Source organism: Pseudomonas sp. AFG_SD02_1510_Pfu_092 (assembly GCF_003331055.1).
Classification (GTDB): Bacteria; Pseudomonadota; Gammaproteobacteria; order Pseudomonadales; family Pseudomonadaceae; genus Aquipseudomonas.
This window is the reverse complement of the sequence record NZ_PUQD01000050.1, coordinates 1-14,064: the sequence shown is the minus strand read 5'-3', so window position 1 is coordinate 14,064 and position 14,064 is coordinate 1. Positions and strand designations below refer to the sequence as shown.

Annotated in this window: 10 protein-coding genes; 4 read left to right on the top strand and 6 right to left on the bottom strand. The window is 66.2% G+C overall.

The annotated features are described in order from the left end of the window. Positions 1 to 108: 108 nt before the first annotated feature. On the top strand, positions 109 to 1,146 hold the full coding sequence (locus C6A77_RS19060) for an OmpA family protein (protein WP_004376136.1): 1,038 nt from the start codon (positions 109 to 111) through the stop codon (positions 1,144 to 1,146). A gap of 213 nt (positions 1,147 to 1,359) precedes the next feature. Here the strand turns inward: C6A77_RS19060 and cobA are convergent, their stop codons facing one another. From cobA to C6A77_RS19030, 5 genes are all read right to left on the bottom strand, one after another. Continuing rightward, a complete protein-coding gene (cobA, locus tag C6A77_RS19055) occupies positions 1,360 to 2,100 on the bottom strand; it encodes a uroporphyrinogen-III C-methyltransferase (protein ID WP_114170865.1) in 741 nt (246 codons plus the stop codon). 27 nt (positions 2,101 to 2,127) lie between these two features. Continuing rightward, positions 2,128 to 3,798: a bifunctional protein-serine/threonine kinase/phosphatase gene (locus C6A77_RS19050; RefSeq protein ID WP_114170864.1), complete on the bottom strand. Its 1,671-nt coding sequence runs from the start codon at positions 3,796 to 3,798 to the stop codon at positions 2,128 to 2,130. 9 nt (positions 3,799 to 3,807) lie between these two features. Then, complete coding sequence (locus tag C6A77_RS19045) at positions 3,808 to 5,019, bottom strand: nitrate/nitrite transporter (RefSeq protein ID WP_114170863.1); 1,212 nt, start codon at positions 5,017 to 5,019, stop codon at positions 3,808 to 3,810. A 372-nt stretch (positions 5,020 to 5,391) separates the two neighbouring features. Further along, a complete protein-coding gene (locus C6A77_RS19035) occupies positions 5,392 to 5,967 on the bottom strand; it encodes an ANTAR domain-containing protein (protein WP_114170862.1) in 576 nt (191 codons plus the stop codon). Between the two features lie 12 nt (positions 5,968 to 5,979). Beyond that, entirely contained in the window at positions 5,980 to 7,194 is a 1,215-nt protein-coding gene (locus C6A77_RS19030; protein ID WP_114170861.1) for a CmpA/NrtA family ABC transporter substrate-binding protein, read from the bottom strand. 158 nt (positions 7,195 to 7,352) lie between these two features. On the opposite strand from C6A77_RS19030, the gene C6A77_RS19025 reads away from it, so the two are divergent. Beyond that, positions 7,353 to 8,375, top strand: a complete 1,023-nt coding sequence (locus C6A77_RS19025) for a quinone-dependent dihydroorotate dehydrogenase (protein ID WP_114170860.1) — start codon at positions 7,353 to 7,355, stop codon at positions 8,373 to 8,375. A gap of 97 nt (positions 8,376 to 8,472) precedes the next feature. Here the strand turns inward: C6A77_RS19025 and C6A77_RS19020 are convergent, their stop codons facing one another. Continuing rightward, the gene (locus tag C6A77_RS19020) at positions 8,473 to 8,688 is read right to left on the bottom strand and encodes a ribosome modulation factor (protein ID WP_003248687.1); all 216 of its coding nucleotides are present in this window, start codon (positions 8,686 to 8,688) and stop codon (positions 8,473 to 8,475) included. Between the two features lie 559 nt (positions 8,689 to 9,247). On the opposite strand from C6A77_RS19020, the gene rlmKL reads away from it, so the two are divergent. Further along, complete coding sequence (gene rlmKL / locus C6A77_RS19015; RefSeq protein ID WP_114170859.1) at positions 9,248 to 11,440, top strand: bifunctional 23S rRNA (guanine(2069)-N(7))-methyltransferase RlmK/23S rRNA (guanine(2445)-N(2))-methyltransferase RlmL; 2,193 nt, start codon at positions 9,248 to 9,250, stop codon at positions 11,438 to 11,440. Between the two features lie 94 nt (positions 11,441 to 11,534). Then, positions 11,535 to 13,922 carry a diguanylate cyclase gene (locus C6A77_RS19010; RefSeq protein ID WP_114170858.1) on the top strand — a complete coding sequence of 796 codons (2,388 nt, stop codon included), beginning with the start codon at positions 11,535 to 11,537 and terminating at the stop codon, positions 13,920 to 13,922. Positions 13,923 to 14,064 lie beyond the last annotated feature (142 nt).

The following is a 14,064-nucleotide window of genomic DNA, read 5'->3' as shown; positions in this document are numbered from 1 at the left end:
CGTGCAAATATCTCTAACGAACCGGCGAGTTCTGCTAGACTTGCCGTCGAGTTGTCCCCCTTGTTTGTGGTGGGACTGCTTAACTATCACCAGATGGGGATTTAACGGATGAAATTGAAAAACACCTTGGGCTTGGCCATTGGCTCGCTCGTCGCTGCTACTTCGTTCGGCGTTCTGGCTCAAGGCCAAGGCGCGGTAGAGATCGAAGGCAACGTTACCAAGCAGTACTACGATAGCGAACGTAACTTCAAGAACGACGGCACCAATCCTGGTGTTCGCCTGGGTTACTTCCTGACTGACGACGTTTCCCTGGACCTCGGCTACAACGAGACCCACAACGCGCGTGGCGAAGTCTTCAACAAAGACATCAAAGGTTCCAAGGCCAAGCTCGACGCCACCTACCACTTCGGTACCGTGGGCGACGCGCTGCGTCCGTACGTTTCCGCCGGTTTCGCTCACGAGAGCCTGGGCCAGGCCACTCGTAGCGGCCGCGACCACTCCACCTTCGCCAACGTTGGCGCTGGCGCCAAGTGGTACATCACCGACATGTTCTTCGCCCGTGCTGGCGTAGAAGCCATGTACAACATCGACAACGGCAACACCGAGTGGGGCCCGACCGTTGGTGTTGGTCTGAACTTCGGCGGTAGCCCGAAGCAGGCTGAAGTCGCTCCGGCTCCAGTTGCCGAAGTGTGCTCCGACTCCGACAACGACGGCGTTTGCGACAACGTCGACAAGTGCCCTGACACCCCGGCCAACGTTACCGTTGACGCCGATGGCTGCCCGGCTGTTGCCGAAGTCGTTCGCGTTGAGCTGGACGTCAAGTTCGACTTCGACAAGTCGGTCGTCAAGCCAAACAGCTACGGCGACATCAAGAACCTGGCTGACTTCATGAAGCAGTACCCACAGACCACCACCACCGTGGAAGGTCACACTGACTCCGTCGGCCCAGACGCTTACAACCAGAAGCTGTCCGAGCGTCGTGCCAACGCTGTCAAGCAGGTCCTGACCCAGCAGTACGGCGTAGAATCCAGCCGTGTTGACTCGGTTGGCTACGGCGAAACCCGTCCGGTTGCCGACAACGCCACCGAAGAAGGCCGCGCTGTCAACCGTCGCGTTGAAGCTCAGGTAGAAGCCCAGGCCAAGTAATTGGTTTGAAGCTTCATGAAAAACCCGGCCTCGGCCGGGTTTTTCTTTGCCCGTTTCCTGGATTTGCGTGCCCCTTGTGGGAGCGGCCTTGCGTCGCGAAAGGGGCGCGTAGCGGCCCTAGATTTTCAGCTTCGCCGCAGGTATTGCCGGGGCTGCTGTGCAGCCCTTTCGCGACACAAGGCCGCTCCCACAAAGGCCGGCGCAGGCAGCGCATCATCCAGCAATCGCCACCAATTCCCGAGCCACCTGCCCCCCAACCACCTCACCAATCACCAGTATCGCCGGGCTACGCAAGCCAAACCCCCGGGCATCTTCCACCATTCTGCGTACCTCGCTTCTGCACTCGCGCTGCTGCGGCAACGAGGCATTTTCGATCATGGCCACCGGCATCCCCGGCGCCATGCCACCCGTCAACAACCCCTGACGAATCTGCTCCAGCCGCGCCACGCCCATGTACACCACCAAGGTCGTCCCGCCCTGGGCCAAGGCTGCCCAGTTCAGCTCGCTGTCGTCCTGGGTGTGTGCCGTCACCAGCGTCACGCCGCGGCTCACGCCCCTGGAGGTCAGGGAAATCCCGCACTGTGTGGCGCCGGCCAGGCCGGCGGTGATGCCGTTGACCACTTCCACCTCGATGCCATGCCCCTGCAGCCATAGCGCCTCTTCACCGCCACGGCCGAAGATGCACGGGTCGCCGCCCTTGAGCCGCACCACGCAACGCCCTTGCCGGGCATGGCGCAGCATCAGGCGCTGAATGAACGCCTGTGGCGTAGAGCGGCAGCCGCCACGCTTGCCCACGGCAATCACCCGCGCCTGCGGGCAGTGCACCAGCAGCGCCGGGTTGACCAGGTCGTCGAGCATGACCACGGCAGCTTGCTGCAAGGCACGTACGGCCTTGAGCGTGAGCAGTTCCGGGTCACCAGGGCCAGCACCCACCAGCCAGACTTTTGCATTCATCAGGGTTTCCTCATCGGCAAGGCGCTTTCAGCCCTTGAGCAGGCAAAGCAGCACTATCAGGTTGATCAGCAAGGACAGCAGCGCCAGGGTGCGCCAGACCTTCAACGGTTCGCGCTCGAGCAACGGCCGTGGCCGGCCGGGCAGCTCCTGGCGGTCGCCGCGTTCGAGCAGCAGCAACCAGTGTTCGGCGGTTTCGAAGCGCTGCGCCGGGTCGACCGCCAGCGCCTGCTGCAGGTTGTGCTGCAGCCATTCCGGCAGGTCGGGGCGGTAGCGCGCGGGGTTGACCGGCTGGCCGAAGCGCGGGCGCTGGAAGGCTTCCACTTCGCCATACGGGTAGTGCCCGGTCAGCAGGTGATAGAGGGTCACCCCAACGGCATACAGGTCCTGACGCGGGCCTGGCGGTTGGCCGTCGAACGCTTCCGGGGCGAGGTATGAAGGGGTGCCGGGCAGCTCGTGCTGCGGGTCCTCGGACAGGCCCGGGCAATAGGCCAGGCCGAAGTCCAGCAGGCGCAGCTGGCCGTCACTGCCCAGGTGCAGGTTCTCCGGTTTGATGTCGCGGTGCAGCAGGTTGCGCCGGTGCAGCACGCCGACTGCCAATAGCAGTTGCCGGGCCAGCTCCAGCCACTGCGGCAGGGGCAGCGGGCCGCTCTCGGCCAGCAGCGCCGCCAGGCTCTGGCCGGGGTATTCGCGCATCACGTAGTACAGGTGCTGGCGCTGGCTGGCGGCATGCAGTTCGGGGAAGTGCCGGCCGGCAACCCGGCGCAGGAACCACTCCTCCAGCAACAGGCCTTGCGCTGCGCGCGGCTCCTGTTCACGCGCGGCGGGCAGGGTCTTCAGCAGCCAGGCTTGACCCTGGCCATCGCGCACCCGGTACAGCAGCGACTGGCGGCTGTGCGACAGCAACCGTTCGACCTGCCAGCCATCGATGACCTGGCCCTCACGCAGCGGGCCGGGCACCGGCCATTGCTGCAGTTGCGCCAGGGTGTCGCCGAGGTTGGCGGTGCCCAGCTGCTCGACCTGCACCAGCAAGGCGCTGGCGTTGTCCTGGCTGCCGTTGAGGTGCGCGCTGGCGACCAGGGTGTCGACGGCCAGTTGCAGGTCGGGCTGCTCGCGCAGCACCGCCTGGATGTGCTGATCGCCCAGGCTGGCCCATACCCCGTCGCTCAGCAGCAGGTAGCGCTCGCCCGGCTGCAGCTCGCCTTCGAGGAAGTCCACCAGCAGGTGCTGGTCCAGGCCCAGCGCTCGTTTGAGCACATGCTGCATGCCGGGCTGGTCCCACACATGGTCTTCGCTCAGGCATTGCAGGCGCCCGGCGTGCCAGCGGTACACGCGGCAATCGCCAACGTGGGCCAGGGTAAAGCGCCGGCCACGCAACACCAGCGCGCTGAGGGTGGTCAGCAACGGCTGGCCGCTGCCTTGGGCGCGCAGCCAGCGGTTCTGCGCCAGCAGCAGGCGGTCGAGAGCCTGGGGTACGCTCCAGGTCGCAGGGGTGGCGTAGTAGTCCAGGGCCAGCGCCTGCAGGGTGGCGCGCGCTGCCAGGCCGCCATCGGCGCACTGGCTGACGCCGTCGGCCAGGGCGAACAGGTAGCCCTTGCTGGCGGCCAGCTCCGGCGCCGGGGTCACCAGGCGCAGGGCGTCCTGGTTTTCTGCGCGCGGCCCGGTGGCGCTGGCTTGGGCGAAACTCAGTTGCAGGCTCATCGACATGCCTCAGACCCGCGCTGCCGTCACCGCGGCGGAGCCCCAAGTGGTGCGCCAGCGCTGTTTCACCCCGTGCAGGCCGAACCAGGCCAGCAGGCCCAGGCTGGCGAACAGCCACAGCCCCAGCTGGTAGTCCCCGGTGTGTTGCTTGATGGTGCCGAGGCCGGCGGCCAGCAGGAAGCCGCCGATGCCGCCGGCCATGCCGATCAGCCCGGTCATGACCCCGATCTCCTGGCGGAAGCGCTGCGGCACCAGCTGGAACACTGCGCCATTGCCGGCGCCCAGGCCGAGCATGGCACTGACGAACAGGGCCAGGGCCGCGGCAGCGCTGGGCAGGTTGAAACCGACCGCGGCGATGCAGATGGCCGCCACGCTGTACATGCCCAGCAGGGTGCGGATGCCGCCGAAGCGGTCGGCGAGGGCGCCGCCGAGCGGGCGCATCAGGCTACCGGCGAACACGCAGGCGGCGGTGTAATAGCCGGCGGTGACCGGGCTCAGGCCGTACTGGTCGCTGAAGTAGCCGGGCAGGGCGCTGGCCAGGCCGATGAAGCCGCCGAAGGTGACGCTGTAGAAGAACATGAACCACCAGCTGTCACGGTCGCCCAGCGCCTTGAGGTAGTCGGCCATGGCTTTCGGCCTGGGCCGCTGCGGGGCGTTGCGCGCCAGCAGGGCGAACACCACCAGGGCCAGCGACAGCGGCATCAGGGCGAAACCGAAGACGTTGTTCCAGCCAAAGCCGGCGGCCAGCACCGGGGCCAGCAGGGCGGCGAACACCGTGCCGGAATTGCCCGCGCCGGCAATGCCCATGGCCTTGCCCTGGTGCTGTGGCGGGTACCACTGCGAGGCCAGCGGCAGCGACACGGCGAACGAGGCCCCGGCAAAGCCGAGGAACACGCCCAGCAGCAGCGCCTGTTCATAGCTGTGCACGCCCAGGTGCCAGGCGGCTGCGAGGGCGACGATGACCACCACCTGGCCGATCAGCCCGGCGGTCTTCGGTGACAGGCGGTCGACCAGCACGCCCATGGCAAAGCGCAGGATCGCCCCGGCCAGGATCGGCGTCGCCACCATCAGGCCCCGTTGTTGTGCACTCAGTTGCAGGTCGGCGGCAATCTGCACCGCCAGCGGGCCTAGCAGGTACCACACCATGAAGCTGAGATCGAAGTACAGGAACGCGGCGAACAACGTGGGCACATGCCCGGATTTCCAGAAGCTGGTACTCATCGAACACCTCACTCGGCAATGCAACGGAACGAAAAAGACGCCGCTACCCGCTCCACCGAGGTGGAGGGGAGAGCGACGTCTTTGTCGGGATTTAAGTGGGGCAACCGCCGTTGGCTACCGGTGATATTCGTTCAGCAAGAGATGGGCCAACTCGGGCCGTGGCCGCGAACACCGGCACAGCCGGTGCCATCCACCGCGCTGCCTGCTTCGCGGGCTTGCCCGCTCCCACAGGGAACGGTGCAGCCCTGGGCTCACGCTGTACCTGTGGGAGCGGCCTTGTGTCGCGAAAGGGCTGCGCAGCAGCCCCGGCAATGTCTGCGGCGAAGCTGAAAATTCGGGGGCCGCTACGCGCCTCAGGTTTTGAACGAGGCGTCAGCCCAGCATCTCGTGCATGGCAATGATCTGCTCGGCCACCTGGATCAGTTTCTGTTGCCGGCTCATGGCCTGGCGGCGCATCAGGGTATAGGCCTGTTCTTCGTTGCAGTCCTTCATTTTCATCAGCAGGCCCTTGGCCTGCTCGATGCGCTTGCGCTCGGCCAGTTGCTGGTCGCGCGCCAGCAACTGCGCCTTCAGCGCCTGGTCGCTCTCGAAGCGGGCCATGGCCACATCCAGGATCGGCTGCAGTCGCGCGGCATGGATGCCTTCGACAATGTAGGCGCTGACCCCCGCCTGGATCGCCTGGCGCATCACCCCGGGGTCGTGTTCGTCGGTGAACAGCACGATGGGGCGTGGCTGGTCACGGCTGACCAGCACCACCTGTTCCATCACATCGCGGTCCGGGGAATCGGTATCGATCAGGACCACGTCCGGGCGCACCGTTTCGACGCAGGCGGGCAGGTCGATGGTCAGGCCTGGGGCTTCGATGACATCGAAGCCGGCCTCGCTCAACGCCGCCTTGAGGCGGCCGAGTTTGCTCTGGGTGTCGTCGATCAGCAGGATACGCAGCATGGTGCTCTCCCCTCAGGCGCCAACACGGGCGTCGGGCAGGTCGCCCATGGCATGCAGGCGGAAACTGCGGGCATAACCGTACGGGTCGCTGCCGTCCCAGCGGCTGCCGTCGATCAGCAGGCTGCTGCGCATCGGCTGCTCGGCGCAGGCCACGCCCAGGCTGCCTGCCGCTTCGCGATACAACGCCAGCTGCTGCACCTGGCCGGCCACGGCAAGGTAGTCGGGGTCTTCGCGCAGCAGGCCCCAGCGGCGAAACTGGGTCATGAACCACATGCCGTCGGACAGATACGGCAGGTTGGCCCGGCCGTGGTCGTGCAGGCGCAGCGCGTGTGGGTCTTGCCACTGGTTGCCCAGGCCATCGTGGTAGCTGCCGAGTAGGCGCGGTTCGATACTGGCGAGCGGGGTGTCCAGGTAGACGCTGCCGCTGAGCAGTTGCGCAGTGCTGCGGCGGTTTTCCGGGCTCTGCTCGATGAAGCGGCTGGCGGCGAGTACGGCCTTGATCAGCGCGCGGGCGCTGTTGGGGTATTGCTCGGCGAAGGCGCGGGCGCAGGCCAGGACCTTTTCCGGGTGGTCCGGCCAGATCGATTGGCTGGTGGCCAGGGTGAAGCCCTGGCCTCGCGCCACGGCGTCGGCGGCCCAGGGTTCGCCGACACAGAAGCCGTCGATGCGCCCGGCCTGAAGGTGTGCGGCCATTTGCGCCGGCGGCACCACCACGCTGTCGACGTCGCGCAGCGGGTGGATGCCCTGGCTGGCCAGCCAGTAATACAGCCACATGGCATGGGTGCCGGTGGGGAAGGTCTGGGCGAAGGTGAGGCGTGGGCCATGTTGGTGCACCAGGCGCGCCAGTGCTTCAGGGCTGGTCACGCCCTTGCGCTGCAAGGCCGGTGACAGGTTGATGGCCTGGGCGTTCTGGTTCAGGCCCATGAGCACGGCCATGGCGCTGGCCGCTACCCCGCCGATGCCCAGGTGCACGGCGTAGACCAGGCCATACAGGCAGTGCGCGGCATCCAGCTCGCCGCTGACCAGCTTGTCGCGCAGCCCGGCCCAGGAGCCCTGGCGCTTGAGGTTGAGGGTAAGGCCGTGCTGTTGGGCGAAACCCTGGGTGGCGGCGACCACTACCGAGGCGCAGTCGGTCAGGGCCATGTAGCCGATGTTGAGGCTGGGCTTTTCCGGCGCGTCGCTGCCGTTGACCCAGGCCAGGGGCGTTGCTTGGGGTGCACTGTTCACAAGGTTCCTCGCCCGTACTGATAAGGCTGTGGGCTGAACCGGTGCAACCGATGTGCCATCTGCCCGGCCCGCTGCGCAGCAGCGCCACGATTTGCTGTCATGCCGGCCCCGCGCTGGCTATAATCGCCCCCTCATTCACCCCCGAGCCTTGCCCGCCCATGTATACCCTGGCCCGCCAGCTGCTGTTCAAGCTTTCCCCGGAAACCTCCCACGACCTGTCCCTGGACCTGATCGGTGCCGGTGGCCGTCTTGGCCTCAACGGCGTGCTGTGCAAGCAGCCGGCGGCGTTGCCGGTGACGGTCATGGGCTTGAACTTCGCCAACCCGGTGGGCCTGGCGGCCGGCCTGGACAAGAACGGTGCGGCCATCGACGGTTTTGCCCAGCTGGGTTTCGGTTTCGTCGAAATCGGCACTGTCACCCCGCGCCCGCAGCCGGGCAACCCCAAGCCACGGCTGTTCCGCCTGCCAGAAGCCACGGCCATCATCAACCGCATGGGCTTCAACAACCTGGGCGTCGATCACCTGCTCGGCCGCGTGCGCGCTGCGCGCTACAACGGCGTGCTGGGCATCAACATCGGCAAGAACTTCGACACCCCGGTCGAGCGCGCCGTGGACGATTACCTGATCTGCCTGGACAAGGTGTACACCGACGCCAGCTACATCACCGTCAACGTCAGTTCGCCAAACACGCCGGGCCTGCGCAGCCTGCAGTTCGGTGATTCGCTCAAGCAGCTGCTCGAGGCCTTGGCCGAACGCCGCGAACAGTTGGCCGGCATGCACGGCAAGCGCGTGCCGCTGGCGATCAAGATTGCCCCGGACATGAGCGACGAAGAAACCGCGCTGGTCGCGGCCGCGCTGATGGAATCGGGCATGGATGCGGTGATCGCCACCAACACCACGCTGGGGCGCGAAGGGGTCGAAGGGCTGCCGTACGGTGGCGAGGCGGGCGGCCTGTCGGGCGCGCCGGTGCTGGAGAAGAGCACCCATATCGTCAAGGTGCTGGCTGGCGAGCTGGGCGGCAAGCTGCCGATCATTGCCGCCGGTGGCATCACCGAAGGCCGCCATGCCGCCGAGAAGATCGCGGCCGGGGCGAGCCTGGTGCAGATCTACTCGGGCTTCATCTACAAAGGGCCGGCGCTGATTCGCGAGGCGGTCGATGCCATTGCGGCGCTGTCACGCTGACCCGTTCCCATAAAAAAGGGCCCCTTCAAGGGGCCCCTGGGCCTTCGCCCGCCGCCCGGATAGGGCGTGCATGGTAAAACGAATTCAGTGTCCTCGTTCAGCCAACGGCGTGATTTTCGTTGAGTCTATGGATGCCAGCGGTGCCAGTCATTCCGTCCCAGTTATCACCGCGACCTTCGCGCCAGCCGTTGATCCAGGCTTGGCGAACAGAAGGAAGATTGAAGGGGCAAAGTTCGCGGGATTTGCCGGTGACCCCGTATTGGTAGCCACGTGAATATGCTCTTTCCAACGGATCACGCTTAAGTCTTCTCATAGGGTGTTGCCCTCACTTGTTGACTGTAATGTCCCGTCGGCCTCTCCGAGGCCGGGCAGAGTCTTTCTGCCGGTGTGCGCTCGCTGCCGGCGTGGCGAGCTGAAAGTGCCGCCTCGTTGCGAAGCGGCCTGAGACCAGTTCTATCGAATGCAGGTCACGCTGTGAATGATCGATTTGTCATAAGCACGTAACCTTTCCTAGGGTGAGAGGATAAGTAAATAAATGCGACTCAACCTTGTTTAGCGTTGAGCCCGCTATGATCGGGGTTTGCCGATCATTGACGTCATTTCGCCAGCGTTGCTCGCGGATGACAGAAATAATTTGAAATGCGACGAAGGGTCACATCGCCCCCGCTGTCGCCAGAATTTTTCGTACTGCCTGATGATCTAAGCTGTCTTTGCCACTGGGCCAAGCGCAGATCGGTCAGGCGGCCCGGCCCTTGTCGCACGCTGTCGTGCGGCAAGGGCCACTCGCACGCCTGCTGGAAAGGTGTGCGGGCAAACATCGCGGGGCGATGCGTCGCTCCGTCAGTCAAATAGCCCAAGGCGCTGGATTACTCATGTCGGACCGTTTCGAACTTTACCTCACTTGCCCCAAAGGCCTCGAAGGCCTGCTTGCCGAAGAGGCCCGAGGCCTCGGCCTGGATGAGGTGCGCGAACACACCTCGGCCATTCGCGGCGCCGCCGACATGGAAACCGCCTACCGCCTGTGCCTGTGGTCACGCCTGGCCAACCGCGTGTTGCTGGTGCTCAAGCGCTTCTCCATGAAGAACGCCGACGACCTCTACGACGGCGTGCACGCGGTCGACTGGGCCGACCACCTGGCGGCCGACGGCACCCTGGCGGTGGAGTTCAGCGGCCATGGCTCGGGCATCGATAACACCCACTTCGGCGCACTGAAGGTCAAGGATGCGATCGTCGACAAGCTGCGCAACCGTGAAGGCCTGCGCCCGTCGGTGGAGAAGATCGACCCGGACGTGCGCGTGCACCTGCGCCTGGACCGTGGCGAGGCGATTCTTTCGCTCGACCTGTCCGGACACAGCCTGCACCAGCGTGGCTACCGCTTGCAGCAAGGTGCCGCGCCGCTGAAGGAAAACCTGGCGGCGGCGGTGCTGATCCGCGCTGGCTGGCCGCGCATTGCCGCCGAAGGGGGCGCGCTGGCCGACCCGATGTGCGGTGTGGGTACGTTCCTGGTCGAAGCGGCGATGATCGCCGCCGATATCGCGCCCAACCTGCGGCGCGAACGTTGGGGCTTCAGTGCCTGGCTCGGCCACGTGCCGGCGCTGTGGCGCAAGGTGCATGACGAGGCGCAGGCGCGGGCACAGGCCGGCCTGGCCAAGCCACCGTTGTGGATTCGTGGCTACGAGGCCGACCCACGGCTGATCCAGCCCGGCCGCAACAACGTCGAGCGCGCCGGGCTGGGCGACTGGGTGAAAATCTACCAGGGCGAGGTCAGCACCTTCGAGCCGCGCCCGGACCAGAACCAGAAAGGCCTGGTCATCAGCAACCCGCCCTATGGCGAGCGCCTGGGCGATGAGGCCAGCCTGCTGTACCTCTACCAGAACCTCGGCGAGCGCCTGCGCCAGGCCTGCATGGGCTGGGAGGCAGCGGTGTTCACCGGCGCGCCGCAACTGGGCAAGCGCATGGGCATTCGCAGCCACAAGCAGTACGCGTTCTGGAACGGCGCCTTGCCGTGCAAGCTGCTGCTGTTCAAGGTCCAGCCTGACCAGTTCGTTACCGGCGAGCGCCGCGAGGCACAGCCCGACGGCGCTGCAGAGCAGCCACCGGCAGCGCTGGCCAGCGAGCCTGCGCGCCTGTCGGAAGGCGCGCAGATGTTCGCCAACCGCCTGCAGAAAAACCTCCGCCAACTGGGCAAGTGGGCCCGTCGTGAGCAGATTGATTGCTATCGCCTGTACGATGCCGATATGCCCGAGTATGCCCTGGCGGTCGACCTGTACCAGGACTGGGTGCATGTGCAGGAATACGCCGCGCCACGCTCGATCGACCCGGACAAGGCCCAGGCGCGCCTGCTCGATGCCTTGGCAGCCATCCCGCAGGCGCTGGGCATTTCGCCGCAGCGTGTGGTGCTCAAGCGTCGCGAGCGGCAGAGCGGCACGCGCCAGTACGAACGCCAGGCTACCGAGGGGCGTTTCCAGGAAGTGAACGAAGGTGGCGTCAAGCTGCTGGTCAACCTTACCGACTACCTCGACACCGGCCTGTTCCTCGACCACCGCCCGATGCGTATGCGCATCCAGCGCGAGGCCGCCGGCAAGCACTTCCTCAACCTGTTCTGCTACACCGCCACGGCGACCGTGCACGCGGCCAAGGGCGGTGCGCGCAGCACCACCAGCGTCGACCTGTCGAAGACTTACCTCGACTGGGCGCGGCGCAACCTGGCGCTCAACGGCTTCTCCGAGCGCAACCGCCTGGAGCAGGGTGACGTGATGGCCTGGCTGGAAGGCAACCGCGACAGCTACGATTTGATCTTCATCGACCCGCCGACCTTCTCCAACTCCAAGCGCATGGAAGGCGTGTTCGATGTGCAGCGTGACCACGTGCAGCTGCTGGACCTGGCCATGGCCCGCCTGGCACCCGGTGGCGTGCTGTATTTCTCCAACAACTTCCGCAAGTTCCAGCTGGACGAGCACCTGACGGCGCGTTATGCGGTGGAGGAAATCACCGCCCAGACCCTGGACCCGGACTTCGCCCGCAATAACCGCATCCACCGTGCCTGGCGTTTGCAGCTGCGTTGAGGCGACGAGGTACATTGCGCGGCTAGTGGCCAATAGCTATAACTGAGGGCAGGGCAAGTTAATCCGCAGGACGCTGACGTGACGAGATGGGTGTATGTCAAAGGGTGGCGTGCCGGCGCGGTTGCTTGGGCTGTGCCCAGAGGCGTTGTCTGCCTGGGCAGTGGCGCTGGTCGCCCTGCTCGCGGGCGGCCTGCTCACGGCCGTCCTCGCGCTTGCCGCGCAAACCTTCTACCAGCAGCAGCTGTGCCAGCGCTTCGAGCTGCTGGCCAGCGAGCGCTCCAGCCGCATCGCCGAACGCTTTGACGAACAGCAGCAACGCCTGGACGGCTTGCGGCGGTTTTTCAGCTATTCCAACGAAATCACCCCCCGCGAGTTCGACGGATACGCCCGGCCATTGCTGCAGCGGACCCTGGCGTACGCCTGGGCGCCACGGGTCGAAGCCGCGCAACGCAGCGAATTCGAGCGCCAGAGCAGTGTGCAGGTGCCGGGCTACCTGATCCGCGACCAGGATGAACGTGGCCAGTGGCGCCCGGCACCGCTGCGCGAACACTATTTCCCGGTCCTCTATTCCCAGTCGGGTGAACTGCCTGGGCTGCCTCATGGGCTGGACCTCGCCGGCCAGCCGGTAGCGCTGGCAGCATTGGCGCGGGCGCTGGGGCCGGGCAGCATGGCGGTGTCACAGCCGCTGGCGATGTTCGATACCGCCTCGGATGCGCGGGGCCTGCTGATGGTCGCGCCGGTGTTTGCCGCGGCCGGCAGCCGGGGTGCGGCAGCGGGTTACGTGATGGCCTTGCTGAGCATGCGTGAGCTGGTCAGTGACGGGCGCCCGGTGGCGGCAGACGACAACCTGGTCGTGCGCGTCGTCGACCCTGCCGGGCTGCATGGCGCCGAAGTGATGTTCGATTCGCAGAACCCGGTCGCCCCCTTGGCGTTGTCGAGCAACCAGCTGTTGCACCTGGCTGACCGCCACTTCCAGCTGAACATCCGGCCGAGCCAGGCCTTCGTCCAGGCCAACCGCTCCACCGTGGTGCCGGCGGTGAGCGTGCTGGGCGGGTTGTTGAGCCTGCTGCTCAGCGTGCTGCTGTACAGCCTGTTCAGCCAGCGCCAACGCGCGCTGGCCCTGGTCGAGCAGCGCACCGCCGAATTGCGGCTCAGCGAGCAGTCTCTGCGTGGCACCCACAACCAGCTGCGCTGCATTCTCGATGCCGCGACCCAGGTGGCAATCATCGCCACCAACCTCAAGGGCGTGGTCAGCACCTTCAATGCCGGCGCCGAGCGCATGCTCGGTTACCCGGCCGGCGAGGCGATCGGCCAGCTGCGCCTGGAGGACCTGTTGCTGGCCGAAGAGCTGAACCTGCGTGCACATGCCTTGAGCCTGCGTTACGGCCGGCCGATTGCCGGTGGCCAGGCGCTGTTCGCCGAAACGGTGCAGGGCTGTGGCGCCGAGCCGGGGGAGTGGACGCTGCTGCGCGCCGATGGCAGCCAGCTGGTGGCCAACATGCTGGTCACCGCCATGCTCGATGAACAAGGGCTGTGGATCGGTTACCTGGCGATCTGCATCGACGTCACCGAACGGCGCCGGGTGCATGAAGCGCTGGCGGCGCGTGACCGCCTGCTGGAAAAGCTCAGTGCCGAGGTGCCGGGTGGCATCTACCAGTACCGCCTGGACAGCAATGGCCATTCCTGCTTTCCGTATGCCAGCCTGGGCCTTTACGAGATCTACGAAGTCGACCTGCAGCAGTTGCGCGAGGACGCCAGTGTGGTCTTCGAGCGCATCCACCCCGATGACCTGGAGCGCGTGCGCCGCTCGGTGCGCTACTCGGCCGAACACCTGAGCCCCTGGCGCGAGGAATACCGGGTCTGCCTGCCACGTGCCGGGTTGCGCTGGGTGCGTGGCGAGGCGACACCGGAGGTGGGCGAGCAGGGCTGCACCTTGTGGCATGGCTACCTGACGGACATTTCGGACCTCAAAGGCGTGGAAGAAGAGCTGCGTGCGTTGTCGGTGACTGACTCGCTGACCGGCATCCATAACCGCCGCTATTTTCAGGAAAGGCTCAAGGCCGAGCTGGAGCGGGCTCAGCGCGACGGCCTGGCGCTGGCGGTGATCATGCTCGATATCGACCACTTCAAATGCATCAACGACCGCTTCGGCCACGCCATGGGGGACCGCGTGCTGCGCAGCCTGTGCCTGCGCATCGGCCAGCGGTTGCGGCGTAGCGATGTGTTCTGCCGGCTGGGCGGCGAGGAATTCATGGTGTTGTGCCCGGGCAGTGATGCCCAGCAGGCGCGGCTGCTGGCGCTGGAGCTGTGGCAAGGGGTGCGCAATGTGCCGGTGGAAGGCGTGGGCAAGGTTACTGCGAGTTTTGGTGTGGCAGGTTGGCGACCGGGGGAGGGTGCCGACGCCTTGCTGTTGCGCGCGGATGCAGGGGTGTATGCGGCCAAGCAGGCCGGGCGGGACCGGGTGGAGGGGGACGTGGCCTAGAAGTTCTGCTTGCCTGTACCGGCCCTTTCGCGGGGGGAACCCCCCCCCCCCCGGGGGCGGGGGGGGGGGGGGGGGGGGGGGGGGCGGGGCGGGGGGGGGGGGGGGGGGCCCGGAAAATGGCGCGGGTGTTGCGGGCACCCGG